Genomic DNA, 14,022 nt, shown 5'->3' on the forward strand with positions numbered 1-14,022 from the left:
TGCCACCCTATCTGGGTGGCATTTTTGCACCCGCTACGTAACGACCAAATACCTTGTTCAAGCCTTTGCGAAACAGGGGTTCCAGCACCAGCGCCAGCACAAAGCGAATCGGTTTGCGGCCAACGGTCCGCAGCAGCCAGCCAGCCGCGCCGGCAGGGCCGTAATTCAGTAACGCCATGATGATCACTTTAGACAATGTCTTCAACACTGTACCTGCTCCTTGTTTGATTCCAGCGGATTTAACGGCGTTTGCGGCATAGGTTTTATTCATTTATCAATGCCCTCCGGCACGGTTGCTTGAAACAGGATGATGGCAGGCGCAATGCCTGACCTGCGCCACGCGCAGGCCATTGCACGCGAGGCAGGGTTACAGCTTGCGGAAACGGCTCTGTACGCCGAAGGTATCCGACGTGACATAACGCTCAACCTGACGCAGTTGCTGTTCGCCGCTACCCAACTCATACTCCAGTTGATCGAGCAACTGGCGCGGCGTCTTGTAGTTCTCTCCTTCGAAACGGCTGGCCGGCGCTTCATCCAGCACGAAAACCAGCGCGAAATAGGCCACCAGCGTGAAGAAGAACAGGCCGAAAATCATCGACAGCACCACTATTACGCGGATCAGGCGCACCGGCACATCGAAATAATGGGCCAGCCCGGCGCAGACGCCCTTCACCATGCCTTCCTCAGGTACGCGATAAAGCTTTTTACTGCCCAGAGTATTGCTCATCAAGACTGTCTCCAGTTCGGGTGTTCTGCATCAAGGATTTCTTCCAGCGCCTGAATGCGTTCACGCATGCGCTTGGCATCGTCGGCCAACTGCGCCAGACGCTGCATTTCCTGATGGCTCAGTTGAATGCCGTTTTGTTGCCGATTGCTGTAATGCAGCCAAAGCCAAATCGGTGCGACAAACAACACAAAGATTGTCAACGGAATGGCAAGTAGTAGAGCACTCATTTCTTTTCCTTCTTATTGCGTCTTTAATAGGCGGCCACCTCGCCGTGGCCGCTGTCGCCTTACTCAGTGCGGTTCATTTTGGCCTTCAGCGCCGCCAGTTGTTCGCTGATGGCATCGTCGGCTTTCAGTTCGGCAAATTCCTGGTCCAGAGACTTCTTTTTACCGATGATGACGCTTTCCGCTTCGGCTTCCATATGATCGATACGGCGCTCGAACTGTTCGAAACGCGCCATCGCTTCATCCAGTTTGCCGCTGTCGAGCTGGCGGCGCACGTCACGGGAAGAGGATGCTGCCTGATGGCGCAGCGTTAGCGCCTGCTGGCGCGCACGGGTTTCGGTCAGCTTGTTTTCCAGCTCGCCGATTTCACTTTTCATCCGGGCCAATGTCTCTTCCACGGTAGACACTTCGTGGGTCAGCGTAGAGATCAGGTCAGCCACCTTCTGTTTTTCGATCAGCGCCGCACGGGCCAGGTCTTCTTTATCTTTGCGCAGCGCAAGTTCTGCCTTGTCCTGCCAATCGTTGAGCTGATTTTCACCCTGCTCAATGCGGCGCAGCAGTTGCTTTTTCTCCGCCAGCGCACGCGCCGAGGTGGAACGCACTTCAACCAGTGTATCTTCCATCTCCTGGATCATCAGGCGCACCAGTTTTTGCGGATCTTCCGCCTTATCCAGCAACGTATTGATGTTGGCGTTCACGATGTCGGCAAAACGAGAAAAAATACCCATAATTCACTTCCTCTTGATTCTGATGGCGTCTGAAGCGCCGCGTTAAATAATACAGCTTGCCCAAAGACTTAATCAAAACTCGTGCCAACTTTTATTCCTTTGAATAATAACGATTATTTATTTTTGACTCTCCGCCAGCATGCTGTAGAGTGATTATTTTCACCAAACATTGGCGAATTTCATCATGAGCGAACAGTTAGAAAACCTGTTGGGCGAAGCGAACGCCTTTGTCGAAGTATTGGAGCAAGTCTCACAACTGGCAAAGTTGAACAAGCCGGTGCTGGTGATCGGTGAACGCGGCACCGGTAAGGAGCTTATCGCCCACCGTCTGCACTACCTCTCCAACCGATGGCAAGGGCCCTTTATCTCGCTTAACTGCGCGGCTTTGAATGAAAACTTACTGGATTCCGAGCTGTTCGGCCATGAAGCGGGTGCTTTTACCGGCGCGCAGAAACGCCACCTGGGTCGCTTTGAGCGCGCCGACGGCGGCACGCTGTTTCTCGACGAACTGGCCACCGCCCCCATGCTGGTGCAGGAAAAACTGCTGCGGGTGATTGAATACGGCCACCTGGAGCGCGTAGGCGGCAGCCAACCGCTGCAGGTTGATGTGCGGTTGGTGTGCGCCACCAACGATGACTTGCCTGCGCTGGCGGCAGCGGGGAAATTCCGCGCCGACCTGTTGGACCGGCTGGCGTTCGACGTCGTTCAACTGCCGCCGCTGCGCCAGCGGCAGCAAGACATCATGTTGCTGGCAGAACACTTTGCGATTCAGATGTGCCGCGAGCTGTCGCTGCAGTTGTTCCCCGGCTTCACCGAACGCGCCAGGGATACGCTGATCGCCTATAGCTGGCCGGGCAACGTGCGGGAATTGAAAAACGTGGTGGAACGTTCCGTATACCGGCACGGCACCAGTGCCAACGCGCTCGATGAAATCGTTATCAATCCCTTTGCCCAACGGGAAAACCCCCTCCCACTGCCGGAGCGCGAAACGCGCAATAACCGACCGACGCTACCGCTGGATTTAAAAACCTGGCAGTTGGAACAGGAAAAGTCGTTGATCGAAGCGGCGCTGCAACAAGGGAAATTTAACCAACGCAAGGCCGCAGGCCTGCTGGGGCTGACCTATCATCAGTTGCGGGGGATGCTGAAAAAACATGCACTCCTGCAAAATGGGGATGCGGAAGAAGATTAATGGGCAAAAAAAAGCCAGCACCCAAGCTGGCTTAAAAAACACTGGAAGCAATGTGAGCAATGTCGTGCCTTTCACGGCAAAACCACTAAAAGTGGCCTTCCGTGAACCGCCAAAAGATGATAATGGTTATCAGTATCATATGTAAAGCAATTTGTTGAGAATTCCTCTCATTACCACACAAATATTGTGCACTTACCATTCAGGGAAGGGATCGGCCATATCCAGCCAATAGTCCACCCCCGCCGCCATTTGGTCATCGCTCAACAGGCAGGCATCCAGCAAACGGGTGATTTCCGCCTGTCGCAAATTCTGGCCGATAAACACCAGCTCCTGACGCATATCGCCAAACGGCTCCACCCATTTCGCCTGGATCTGCGCCCGGGTTTCTTCATCTTGTGGCCAGTTCTCCTGCGCCAGCGCGCGCCAGAAGGTGCCCGCCAGCCCATAATGAGCGATGCCACCGGCCTGACTCCACTGCCCCGCTTGTCTCGGGCGCGTAGCCAGCCAGAAGAACCCCTTTGAACGCAACAGCTTGCCGCCTCCCCAGTCGCCGTTGATCATCCGATAAAACTTATCCGGCGCAAACGGCCGCCGCGCCTGATAAACAAAGCTGCTGATGCCATAGTTTTCCGTCTCCGAAACATGCTCGCCCCGCAACTCCTTCAGCCAGCCCGGTGCCTGTTGGGCCTTTTCGAAGCTGAAACTGCCGGTGTTCAATACCGCCTCCAACGGCAATTTACCGGGGGAGATGGGGATAATATTGGCATCCGGGTTAAGGCTCGCGAGCAGCGCCATCACTTCCCCCTGCTGTTCTGGCGTCAGCAAGTCGGTTTTACTCACCAGCATCACATCGCAAAATTCGATTTGCTCGATAAGCAGGTCCGCCACGCTGCGCAGATCGTCCTCGCCCAGGCTTTGCCCAGCCTCCTGCAAGGTCTGAGCCTGCTGGTATTGCTGCATAAAATTCACGCCATCCACCACCGTGACCAGCGTATCCAACCGGGCGAACTGCGACAGGCTTTCACCCTGTTCGTCTTCAAAGGTGAAAGTTTCCGCCACCGGCAGCGGCTCTGAGATCCCACTGGATTCAATCAGCAGATAATCGAAGCGACCGGCCTGCGCCAGTTCACGTACCGAAATCAACAGATCTTCACGCAGCGTGCAGCAGATGCAGCCGTTGCTCATTTCCACCAGTTTTTCCTGCCGGCGATCGAGCTGGACCTGGTTTTCGATCAGCGCGGCATCAATGTTCACTTCGCTCATGTCGTTGACAATAATCGCCACGCGCATGCCCTGGCGGTTATTCAGAATATGGTTCAGCACCGTGGTTTTACCGGCGCCGAGAAAACCGGAAAGTACGGTAACGGGTAACGGATTCATCAGGTTCCTCACTTAAAACTCATTGCGTAATGCCTGGTAACCGCGAACCAGTTCAACGTTAGTGGCGGCCACCTCTTCAGAAAATTGCAGTGCGCGGCGATCGACCTGACGATACGATGACAGATCGCTGTCGGCGCCGACGCGCTCGGTCGATGGGATATACAGGTTCTCCGGCAGCGTGACGCCATCCACCACCGCGTTGTACCGCACCACACAGCCGGAACGGATATGGCAGTTGAACAGCACGCTGTTGAAACCGATAAACACCCGATCCTCGATGCGGCACGGGCCGTGAACAATCGCACGATGAGCGATGGAGCTGTAACTGCCGATGGTGACTGCCGCGCCGCTTTTCGAGTGGATCACCACGCCGTCTTGAATATTCGAGTGAGAACCGATAACGATCGGTTCCATGTCGCCGACCGCATTCAGTTCATCGGCGCGGATCACCGCGTAGGGGCCGACGTAGACAAAATCTTCGATAACCACTCGGCCACAGATAATGGCGGTAGGATCGATATAGGCCTTTGGCGATACCTGCGGCAGGTGACCACTGGGGTTTTTACGCAGCATCGCTTTCCTCCCGCCAGCTCAGTTCGGCCACTGCATTGTGGGCATGCAGGCTTTCCTGATGCTCCACCCGCAACGAGAATCCCCTCAGGCCGCATTGACTGCGCAGCATCCGGTACAGACGACGCGCGGCGTCTTCGCAAAACATCAGGTTCTGACCGTTAGCCAGGGCAAATGCCTGTTCGTCCCGGCGTTTTACCAACGTTTGCGACGGCGTGCCCAGCGCATGCTCAATGCGATCGATTAAACTGATCACCGGTAACGCCGATTCACTGCCACTGAGCGTCAGCGTCACCCAGGCCCAACTCCGTTGGCTGTGTGGGGTCGCGGGCATTCCCTGCTCACCCAGCCAATCGATCACCTGCTGCCGATCGACCCTGTCCGACTCCTGTTCAAAATCAAACTGAAACTGCTGTTGCGCCAGTTGACGGCTGAGCGCCGCCGAGCTGGGACAGGTGGAGGAATAGGGCACGCCGACCGTCAGCGATAGCGTCAGAGTCTGGGTCAACGTGGCATCAATGCACAGCGGATAGGCTTTCCAGCCGCGGTGCGGCGAGAGTAGCGCCGGACGTGACACCAGCAACTCGCCGCGGATGCTCAGGTTGGCATGGTCGCTGTGTTCAGGCTGCGAAGCCAAAAAGGCATCCAGCGTTCGCCCGATGCGCTGCGGCGTCAGTTCGCCCTGCGCCAATTCATCCAGCGCAAGATACAGCCGCGACATGTGTATTCCCCGCACGCCCTGCCGACCGGCACGCAGATTGATCCCGGCATTAACCTTCGCCATCAGCGGTTTTCCCGCAAGCTCCAGCGGCAGCGCTATCTCTTGCATCCCGACCCAATCGAGCCCGACTTCACTCATCTCACCCCGCCAGGCCTGGGCATCCGGCAACGGCTGGCGGGGTGGAAGTGCAATCTTGTTCATACGTCCCCTTGTGGTTATTGATATCGTGCCTGAGGACGGCAACATGAATTTGTTATGTTATAACATATCATTTTGAAGATTTTTTGCCTGTGGCGGCAAACTGTTCAATCAAGTCGCAGAAAACTCTGCCATTTTGCTCAATGGATTGGGCAGTTCGCCAGAGTGCGATACACTAACGCTATTGCTTATTAACCCATGAAGCCTCTATGCGTGGTTTACCCCTTTGGATACTGTCATTGAGCTGCCTGGCGAGTTCCGCCCTGGCCTCAACACCGCCCGCGCCTACCGCGGCGCCGCCGTTGCCGGATATCCGCCAAAGCGGCTTTGTCTATTGCGTCAGCGGCATACTGAACACCTTTAATCCGCAGATGGCCAGCAGCGGGCTGACGGTCGATACCCTGGCCGCACAGCTGTACGATCGCCTGCTGGATGTCGACCCTTATACCTACCGGCTGATCCCCGAACTGGCGCAAAGTTGGGAAGTGCTGGATAACGGCGCAACCTACCGCTTCAACCTGCGCAAGGACGTGCCGTTCCAGACCACCGCCTGGTTTACGCCGACCCGCAAATTGAACGCCGATGACGTGGTATTCAGCTTTGAGCGCATGTTTAACCAAAAGCATCCGTATCATGACGTCAACGGCGGCGAGTATCCGTACTTCGACAGTCTGCAGTTTGGCGACTCTGTGCAAAGCGTGAAGAAGATCGACGATTACACCGTCGAGATCCGCCTGCAGGCGCCGGACGCCTCGTTTTTATGGCATATCGCGACCCATTACGCCCCGGTGATGTCGGCAGAATATGCGCAAGGCCTGACGCGTGAAGGCCATCAGGAAATGATCGATCGCGAGCCGGTCGGCACCGGGCCCTTCCTGTTAAATGAATATCGTTCGGGACAATATATTCGTCTGGCGCGCAATGACGTTTACTGGAAAGGCCAACCGCGCATGCCACAGGTGGTGATCGATCTGGGGGCCGGCGGCACCGGCCGGCTGTCGAAGTTGTTGACCGGCGAGTGCGACGTGCTCGCCTATCCCGCCGCCAGCCAGCTCTCGATTCTGCGCGACGATCCACGCCTGCGCCTCACGCTGCGGCCGGGCATGAACATCGCCTATCTGGCTTTCAATACCCGCAAACCGCCACTGAACAATTTAAAAGTGCGTCAGGCCATTTCGCTGGCAATCAACAATCAGCGCCTGATGCAGTCGATTTACTACGGCACGGCGGAGACCGCCGCCTCCATTCTGCCGCGCGCATCGTGGGCCTATGACAATGAAGCGCACGTTACCGAATTTGATCCCGCCAAATCGCGCGAAATGCTCAAGCAAGCGGGTATTGAATCGTTGAATCTGAAGCTGTGGGTACCCACCGCCTCGCAATCTTATAACCCCAGCCCGCTGAAGACCGCCGAACTGATCCAGGCCGATTTGGGCCAGGTTGGCATTAACGTCACTATCGTGCCAGTCGAAGGCCGCTTCCAGGAAGCGCGACTGATGGAGATGAACCACGATCTGACGCTCACCGGCTGGGCCACCGACAGTAACGACCCGGACAGTTTCTTCCGGCCGCTATTGAGTTGCGCGGCAATCCGCTCGCAAACCAACTATGCTCACTGGTGTGACCCGGGGTTTGACGAGGTGCTGCAAAATGCCCTGCTGTCACAGCAGTTGGCGCAGCGCATCGAAAACTACCAGAAGGCGCAAAAAATTCTTGAGCAGCAACTGCCGGTGTTGCCGCTGGCCTCCTCATTGCGCCTGCAGGCTTACCGCTACGACATCAAAGGACTGGTATTGAGCCCATTCGGCAACGCGTCATTTGCCGGGGTGTACCGTGAATCCGCGGAGGGGCCGAAAAAGTGATTATCTTTACCTTGCGCCGCATCTTGTTGCTGCTGATCACGCTGTTCCTCCTGACTCTGGTCAGCTTTAGTCTGAGCTATTTCACGCCGCGCGCGCCGCTGTACGGCGCCGCCCTGCTGGATGCCTATCACTTTTACTTCGTCAGCCTGCTGCACTGGGACTTTGGCGTTTCCAGCATTAACGGCCAGGCGATCAGCGAGCAACTGCGCGAAGTGTTCCCCGCCACCATGGAACTGTGCCTCCTTGCTTTCACTCTGGCGTTGTTTATCGGCATTCCGCTGGGGATTATCGCCGGCGTGATGCGCGGAAAATGGCAAGACACCGCTATCAGCACCTTTGCCCTGATCGGATTCTCGATGCCGGTTTTCTGGTTGGCGCTGCTGTTAATGCTGTTTTTCTCGCTGCACCTTGGCTGGCTGCCGGTTTCCGGCCGTTTCGATCTGCTGTATCAGGTCAGGCCCGTCACCGGTTTTGCGCTGATTGATGCCTGGCTGTCGGATTCACCGTACCGTTCCGAGATGATCGGTAGCGCGTTGCGCCATATGATATTGCCGATTACCGCGCTGGCGGTGGCTCCCACCACCGAAGTGGTGCGCCTGATGCGTATCAGCACCGACGACGTGCTCAACCAAAACTACATCAAAGCCGCCGCTACTCGGGGTTTGTCTCGCTTTACCATTATCCGTCGTCATGTGCTGCATAACGCGCTGCCACCTATCGTTCCCAAGCTGGGGTTGCAGTTCTCCACCATGCTGACGCTGGCGATGATCACCGAAGTGGTCTTCAATTGGCCGGGCCTCGGTCGCTGGATGATTAACGCCATCCGCCAGCAGGATTATGCGGCGATCTCCGCCGGCGTGATGGTGGTCGGCACCTTGGTGATCGCCATTAACGTCCTGGCCGATATTTTGGGCGCAGCAACCAACCCACTGAAACATAAGGAATGGTATGCCCTTAGATAACGTATACCGCGAAAAGAAAATGCCCAGCCCGCTGCTTTACACCTGGCGGATTTTTTACGGCGATGCCCTGGCGATGATCGGCTTCTACGGCGTGATCGCGCTGCTGTTGCTGTGCGTATTCGGCAGCCTGCTGGCACCTTATGCGCTCGATCAACAGTTCCTGGGCTATCAGTTGCTGCCGCCCTCCTGGTCGCGTTACGGCAACGTCTCCTTCTTTCTCGGCACTGACGATCTCGGCCGCGATATCCTGAGCCGTCTGTTGACCGGTACCGCCGCCACTTATGGTTCAGCGTTGTTGGTTACCGTTGCCGCCGCCTTTTTCGGGGTGATCCTCGGCGTGTTTGCCGGTGTTACCCACGGTCTGCGTTCGGCGGTATTGAACCATATTCTCGACACCCTGCTCTCCATTCCCTCGCTGCTGCTGGCGATTGTGGTGGTGGCGTTCCTTGGACCGAAACTCGAGCACGCGATGCTGGCAGTCTGGCTGGCTTTGTTGCCACGCATGGTACGCACCATTTACAGCGCAGTGCACGACGAGCTGGAAAAAGAGTATGTGGTGGCGGTGCGCCTCGACGGTGCTTCGACGCCGCAAATATTGTGGTATGCGGTGATGCCGAACATTGCGGCGGTGCTGGTGACCGAATTTACCCGTGCGCTGTCGATGGCGATCCTGGACATCGCCGCACTTGGTTTCCTCGACCTCGGCGCGCAATTACCTTCGCCGGAATGGGGCGCCATGCTCGGCGATTCGCTGGAGCTGGTGTACGTCGCGCCCTGGACGGTAATGCTGCCCGGTGCGGCAATCCTGATCAGCGTGTTGCTGGTTAACCTGTTGGGCGATGGCATGCGCCGCGCAATCAACGCAGGAGTGGAATAATGCCGTTACTTGATATCCGCAACCTGACGATTGAATTTATGACCGCCGACGGGCCGGTCAAGGCGGTCGATCGCGTCAGCATGACGCTGACCGAAGGTGAAGTCCGGGGTCTGGTGGGTGAATCCGGCTCAGGCAAAAGCCTGATCGCCAAAGCGATTTGCGGCGTAACCAAAGACAACTGGCGCGTCACCGCCGACCGTTTCCGCTTTGATGATATCGATCTGCTGCAATTGACGCCGCGCGAGCGACGCAAGCTGGTCGGACATAACGTCTCGATGATTTTCCAGGAACCGCAGTCGTGTCTGGATCCCTCGGAGAGCATCGGCCGCCAACTGGCGCAGGCGATCCCCGGCTGGACCTATAAAGGCCGCTGGTGGCAGCGTTTCAACTGGCGCAAACGTCGCGCCATTGAGCTGCTGCACCGCGTTGGCATCAAAGACCATGTCGACATCATGGGCAGCTTCCCCTACGAACTGACCGAAGGCGAATGCCAGAAAGTGATGATCGCCATCGCCCTGGCCAACCAGCCGCGTCTGCTGATTGCCGATGAACCGACCAATGCCATGGAGCCCACCACCCAGGCGCAAATTTTCCGCCTGTTGGCCCGGCTTAATCAAAACAACAACACCACCATTTTGTTGATCAGCCATGATTTGCAGATGATGAGCAAATGGGCCGATCGAGTGAACGTGCTGTACTGTGGCCAAACGGTGGAAAGCGCGCAGTGTGAAGATCTGCTGGCTGCCCCTCACCATCCGTACACTCAGGCGCTGATCCGCTCAATGCCGGATTTTGGCCGCTCATTGCCGCATAAAAGCCGGCTCAATACGCTGCCGGGCGCCATTCCATCGCTGGAACATCTGCCGATCGGTTGCCGGCTGGGGCCTCGCTGCCCTTATGCGCAGAAAAAGTGCATCGAGACGCCGCGCCTGCGCCCGGTGAAAAACCACTTATTCGCCTGCCACTTCCCGTTGAACATGGAGGAGCAATAACATGGAAACGCTGTTGGAAGTGCGCAACCTGACCAAAACCTACCGTTACCGCACCGGGCTGTTCCGTCGCCAGCACGTTGAGGCGGTGAAATCGGTCAGCTTTACCCTGCGTGAACGGCAAACGCTGGCGATCATCGGTGAAAACGGCTCCGGTAAATCGACGCTGGCCAAAATGCTGTCCGGCATGATTGAGCCATCATCCGGTGAACTGCTGATCGACGATCACCGGCTCGGCTACGGCGATTATCGCTATCGCAGCCAGCGTATCCGCATGATATTTCAAGATCCGAGTACGTCGCTTAACCCGCGCCAGCGCATCGGCCAACTGCTTGACGCCCCGCTGCGGTTGAATACCGATCTGGAAGGCCCAGAACGTGAACAGCGCATCTATCAGACGCTGCGCCAGGTGGGGATGCTGCCGGACCACGCCTATTACTATCCGCATATGCTGGCCTCCGGCCAGAAACAACGTGTAGCGCTGGCCCGTGCACTGATCCTGCAGCCCAAGGTCATCGTCGCCGATGAGGCGTTGGCTTCGCTGGATATGTCGATGCGTTCGCAGATCATCAACCTGATGCTGGAACTGCAGGAGAAACACGGCATCTCGTACATCTATGTGACTCAGCATCTGGGCATGATGAAGCACATCAGCGATCAGGTTATGGTGATGCACGAAGGGGAAATCGTTGAGCGTGGCAGTACCGCCGAAGTGCTGGCCGCGCCATTGCACGATCTGACCAAGCGCCTGATCGCCAGCCATTTCGGTGAAGCACTCACCGCAGACGCGTGGCGGCGCGACGGCGGCCGATTCTGACGCTTGCAGAAAACCCGCTTTCGAGCGGGTTTGAGTTTGATGACAAAGTTGTCTTTAAACCCGAGATACCCGGGCCTAGCGCACCGAGGGGCCATTATGGGACACATCCGTGTGTCCCACCCTACGGGCCGACATGGAGTCGTTCCAATTTGCTCCAGGCAAATTGGTCGGCGGGCAAGCCGCTACGACCCCTTCGGCACGCTCTCCCTAATAACAGGCTTTGTCAGCAGTCTGAAACCCGCTTTCGAGCGGGTTTTTTATTGACGAACAGCCCGCCGCGCTTATCCAATAACCTCAAATACAAATTACAATTTTGTTATATATCATTATATTTTATTCCATTCAGTTATTGATTAGCACTTAACATTATTTTATCTCGCCTATCGAATCGGTGAGGATATCCCCTACGTTGAGCTTATTAAACGACAGGATATCGCACTGATGAACAGCCCCCGCAATCGCCGACTCGCGCAGTTTCTGCTCGCTTTAGCCGCAGGTTTCTCTGTTTATGGTCACGCACTGTGTTGCGATGACCGCCGCTGATCCTGCCATTCCATGCCCGCCCCAGGGTATGCACCTCTTTTGTCTTGCCGCCGCTGCCTGTCGCACCGGTGGCCGTTGCTCATGATTAAGGATTACCGCCCTATGGAACTACTACGTCGACAACATAATGCCCAGTGGTATCACGAAACCCAAAGCAGCGTTCGCGGAGACCAACCGCTTGAGCCGCAGGCGGCCACTGTCCGCGACAGATTCTTGCTGGGGCTGGGCGCATTTGCCGACGAAGCGTTGAACACCGCACTGACCGCGCGCGCCGGGGTGTTTAATGCCTCGCACGCCAGCTATCACGTGCTGTTCCCGGATCATGTGGCACTGACAAGAATGGTGACATTGTCACCTTACGATCGCCTTAGTACCGCGCTGACCGTAGCTCAGGTGACTGGCGTTCAATCCCTTTGTAGCCATTACGCTGCTCGCCTCGCCCCGCTGCACAGCCCTGACGCCTCACGTGAAAGCAACATCCGCCTCGCCCAAATCACGCAATACGCCCGGCAGCTCGCCAGCCAACCGACCCTGATTTGCAGCAAAGCGCTGCAACAGCTCAGCGATGTCGGATTAAGCCCGGCGGATATCGTGACCTTCTCGCAGATTATCGGTTTTGTCAGTTACCAGGCGCGCGTCGTCGCCGGCGTGGCTGCGCTGGCCGGGCGGCCAACGGGCGTGGTGCCCGGTTTCCCGAACATAGAGGATGCCGAAGGGGTGGAATTCACCGAAGAGGAACTGGCGTGGCAATCGCGATTACCGCCGATAACCCTGGAAGACGCTCGCGCTGAACAGCTCGATGTGCTCGACCAAAGCCACCCGGACGCTCGCAGCGAACCTTATTATCTGCTGCTGGCCCACGATGCCCCCGCGCTGCGCGAACGCAACGGCGTCTTTAACAGCATCAACGCGGACGGTTACGGGTTGTCGGCGCGGTTGAAAGCGCTGGCGACGCTGGCCGTTTCGCGCATTAACGGCAGCCGCTACTGCACATCGACCGTAGCCCAGGATATTCAGGACGCCGCATTGGCAGGTGCCATCTTCACCGACATCAACCACGGGCTGGAAAGCAGCGATAACCCCGTGGCCCAGGCGGTGATCCGCGTTGCCGCAGATCTGACCCGCACACCGGAAAAGTTCACCCCGCGCAGCGTACAGCCGCTGTTTAACAGCGGGCTGAATCAGGCTCAGGCCCTGGACGTAATCCTCACCGGTGCCCTTTACGCCTGGGAAAACCGTTTACGTCAGACCCTCGGCGACACGCAGACGATCGGCGAGAACCAACCGGCATAATTACTGCAGCAGCCACTGGCTCGCGGCGTCAAAAAAATGCTGGGCCAACGGTGACGCCCGTCCCGGCTCAGCAATCACCACTGCCGCATGCCGCGACATGGCGGGAATGGCGACTGGCCGCCGCTGCAGGTCCGGCGTCATGGCCGGCAGCAGATTACCTTGCGGAAACAGGCCGCAGCCCAGACCAACAAAAATGCCTTCCAGCAGTTGGAAAATAGACGTGGTTTCCATGCGCGCATGCAGCGTCAACCCGGCTTCACGAAAGTTTTGATCGAGGTAACGACGGAAGTAACGTGTGGGTTCAGCCAGGCACAGCGGCAGCGCAGTGACCTCCGCCAAGGTCAAAGGTTTATCCCCCACCACATGCGGGAAATGCTGCGGATGGAAAACCAATTCGACGCCGGCGTCAGCCAAAGGCTGCGACTGAAAATGCAGCTCGTTCAGCGTCGCCAACTCAAAGAAGCCGATGCCGATATCCACGGTATGCGCCGTCAAGGCCTCCAGCAACTGATCGGCGCTCAACACCGCGACCCGATAGTCCAACTGTGGGAAACGCTCGCTGACCGCTTTCAGCATTTGCGCCAGTGAAATGCTGCACTGCGGCACAGCACCGATACGCAGGGTGCCGTTAAAGCCGTGCTTGAGCGATTCCACCTCCAGTTTCAACCCCTGATAAACCGATACAATCTCGCGCGCCCACGCCAACACACGCTCGCCTTCCGCAGTAAAACCTCCAAAGTTATTACCGCGGTTGATCAACGAAACGCCCAATTCTTTTTCCAGGTTTTTCAACCGCATGGATAACGTAGGCTGGCTAACGAAGCTGGCTTCCGCCGCCCGGCCAAAGTGGCGCTCTCGTTCCAGATTACACAAGTAAATCAGTTGTTTAATATCCATAAGGCGGCTCGGGAAATAATGACTGCCCTTAGTATATCACTG

The 14,022-nt window shown here is 56.9% G+C and carries 15 protein-coding genes; 7 read left to right on the top strand and 8 right to left on the bottom strand.

Annotated elements, in window-relative coordinates:
• Positions 1-7: 7 nt before the first annotated feature.
• From pspD to pspA, 4 genes are all read right to left on the bottom strand, one after another.
• Positions 8-271, bottom strand: coding sequence for a phage shock protein PspD (pspD, locus tag SERAS12_RS13095; protein ID WP_013813111.1), 264 nt, complete (start codon positions 269-271; stop codon positions 8-10).
• Between the two features lie 96 nt (positions 272-367).
• The gene (gene pspC, locus SERAS12_RS13100; RefSeq protein ID WP_004945110.1) at positions 368-727 is read right to left on the bottom strand and encodes an envelope stress response membrane protein PspC; all 360 of its coding nucleotides are present in this window, start codon (positions 725-727) and stop codon (positions 368-370) included.
• On the bottom strand, positions 727-954 hold the full coding sequence (pspB, locus tag SERAS12_RS13105; RefSeq protein WP_006319541.1) for an envelope stress response membrane protein PspB: 228 nt from the start codon (positions 952-954) through the stop codon (positions 727-729). The genes pspC and pspB overlap by 1 nt, the downstream gene beginning before the upstream one ends.
• Before the next feature lie 59 nt (positions 955-1,013).
• Entirely contained in the window at positions 1,014-1,679 is a 666-nt protein-coding gene (gene pspA / locus SERAS12_RS13110) for a phage shock protein PspA (RefSeq protein ID WP_004945117.1), read from the bottom strand.
• A 184-nt stretch (positions 1,680-1,863) separates the two neighbouring features.
• Between pspA and pspF the strand changes: the two genes are divergently transcribed.
• Positions 1,864-2,871, top strand: coding sequence for a phage shock protein operon transcriptional activator (gene pspF / locus SERAS12_RS13115; RefSeq protein ID WP_013813112.1), 1,008 nt, complete (start codon positions 1,864-1,866; stop codon positions 2,869-2,871).
• Positions 2,872-3,063: 192 nt separating this feature from the next.
• Here pspF and zigA read toward each other — a convergent pair whose 3' ends face one another.
• From zigA to folE2, 3 genes are read right to left on the bottom strand one after another with little or no spacing between them, the layout of a single operon-like run.
• The gene (zigA, locus tag SERAS12_RS13120; protein ID WP_013813113.1) at positions 3,064-4,251 is read right to left on the bottom strand and encodes a zinc metallochaperone GTPase ZigA; all 1,188 of its coding nucleotides are present in this window, start codon (positions 4,249-4,251) and stop codon (positions 3,064-3,066) included.
• Between the two features lie 12 nt (positions 4,252-4,263).
• Positions 4,264-4,824: a carbonate dehydratase gene (locus tag SERAS12_RS13125; protein WP_013813114.1), complete on the bottom strand. Its 561-nt coding sequence runs from the start codon at positions 4,822-4,824 to the stop codon at positions 4,264-4,266.
• Positions 4,814-5,743: a GTP cyclohydrolase FolE2 gene (gene folE2, locus SERAS12_RS13130; RefSeq protein ID WP_013813115.1), complete on the bottom strand. Its 930-nt coding sequence runs from the start codon at positions 5,741-5,743 to the stop codon at positions 4,814-4,816. The genes SERAS12_RS13125 and folE2 overlap by 11 nt, the downstream gene beginning before the upstream one ends.
• A 206-nt stretch (positions 5,744-5,949) precedes the next feature.
• Between folE2 and sapA the strand changes: the two genes are divergently transcribed.
• The 6 genes from sapA to SERAS12_RS13160 all read left to right on the top strand — a co-directional run bounded on the left by sapA (position 5,950) and on the right by SERAS12_RS13160 (position 13,083).
• A complete protein-coding gene (sapA, locus tag SERAS12_RS13135; protein WP_013813116.1) occupies positions 5,950-7,602 on the top strand; it encodes an ABC transporter substrate-binding protein SapA in 1,653 nt (550 codons plus the stop codon).
• Positions 7,599-8,564: a putrescine export ABC transporter permease SapB gene (gene sapB, locus SERAS12_RS13140; protein ID WP_013813117.1), complete on the top strand. Its 966-nt coding sequence runs from the start codon at positions 7,599-7,601 to the stop codon at positions 8,562-8,564. Before sapA ends, sapB begins: the two co-directional genes overlap by 4 nt.
• Positions 8,551-9,441, top strand: a complete 891-nt coding sequence (sapC, locus tag SERAS12_RS13145) for a putrescine export ABC transporter permease SapC (protein ID WP_006325668.1) — start codon at positions 8,551-8,553, stop codon at positions 9,439-9,441. The genes sapB and sapC overlap by 14 nt, the downstream gene beginning before the upstream one ends.
• Positions 9,441-10,433, top strand: coding sequence for a putrescine export ABC transporter ATP-binding protein SapD (sapD, locus tag SERAS12_RS13150; RefSeq protein ID WP_004945143.1), 993 nt, complete (start codon positions 9,441-9,443; stop codon positions 10,431-10,433). The genes sapC and sapD overlap by 1 nt, the downstream gene beginning before the upstream one ends.
• A gap of 1 nt (position 10,434) precedes the next feature.
• Positions 10,435-11,247 (top strand): putrescine export ABC transporter ATP-binding protein SapF, encoded by an 813-nt coding sequence (sapF, locus tag SERAS12_RS13155; RefSeq protein WP_013813118.1) that lies wholly within the window; start codon positions 10,435-10,437, stop codon positions 11,245-11,247.
• 645 nt (positions 11,248-11,892) lie between these two features.
• Positions 11,893-13,083: a peroxidase-related enzyme gene (locus SERAS12_RS13160; RefSeq protein WP_013813119.1), complete on the top strand. Its 1,191-nt coding sequence runs from the start codon at positions 11,893-11,895 to the stop codon at positions 13,081-13,083.
• Here SERAS12_RS13160 and SERAS12_RS13165 read toward each other — a convergent pair whose 3' ends face one another.
• The gene (locus SERAS12_RS13165) at positions 13,084-13,980 is read right to left on the bottom strand and encodes a LysR family transcriptional regulator (RefSeq protein ID WP_013813120.1); all 897 of its coding nucleotides are present in this window, start codon (positions 13,978-13,980) and stop codon (positions 13,084-13,086) included.
• Between the last annotated feature and the right edge of the window lie 42 nt (positions 13,981-14,022).

This window comes from Serratia sp. AS12 (genome assembly GCF_000214195.1).
Lineage (GTDB): Bacteria > Pseudomonadota > Gammaproteobacteria > Enterobacterales > Enterobacteriaceae > Serratia > Serratia plymuthica.

Coding starts and splice junctions, on each gene's coding strand:
- folE2 (WP_013813115.1), bottom strand. CDS start 5,743: ATGAACAAGATTGCACTTCCACCCCGCCAGCCGTTGCCGGATGCCCAG.
- pspB (WP_006319541.1), bottom strand. CDS start 954: ATGAGTGCTCTACTACTTGCCATTCCGTTGACAATCTTTGTGTTGTTT.
- sapC (WP_006325668.1), top strand. CDS start 8,551: ATGCCCTTAGATAACGTATACCGCGAAAAGAAAATGCCCAGCCCGCTG.
- pspC (WP_004945110.1), bottom strand. CDS start 727: ATGAGCAATACTCTGGGCAGTAAAAAGCTTTATCGCGTACCTGAGGAA.
- zigA (WP_013813113.1), bottom strand. CDS start 4,251: ATGAATCCGTTACCCGTTACCGTACTTTCCGGTTTTCTCGGCGCCGGT.
- SERAS12_RS13125 (WP_013813114.1), bottom strand. CDS start 4,824: ATGCTGCGTAAAAACCCCAGTGGTCACCTGCCGCAGGTATCGCCAAAG.
- pspD (WP_013813111.1), bottom strand. CDS start 271: ATGAATAAAACCTATGCCGCAAACGCCGTTAAATCCGCTGGAATCAAA.
- sapF (WP_013813118.1), top strand. CDS start 10,435: ATGGAAACGCTGTTGGAAGTGCGCAACCTGACCAAAACCTACCGTTAC.
- SERAS12_RS13165 (WP_013813120.1), bottom strand. CDS start 13,980: ATGGATATTAAACAACTGATTTACTTGTGTAATCTGGAACGAGAGCGC.
- pspF (WP_013813112.1), top strand. CDS start 1,864: ATGAGCGAACAGTTAGAAAACCTGTTGGGCGAAGCGAACGCCTTTGTC.
- sapD (WP_004945143.1), top strand. CDS start 9,441: ATGCCGTTACTTGATATCCGCAACCTGACGATTGAATTTATGACCGCC.
- pspA (WP_004945117.1), bottom strand. CDS start 1,679: ATGGGTATTTTTTCTCGTTTTGCCGACATCGTGAACGCCAACATCAAT.
- sapA (WP_013813116.1), top strand. CDS start 5,950: ATGCGTGGTTTACCCCTTTGGATACTGTCATTGAGCTGCCTGGCGAGT.
- SERAS12_RS13160 (WP_013813119.1), top strand. CDS start 11,893: ATGGAACTACTACGTCGACAACATAATGCCCAGTGGTATCACGAAACC.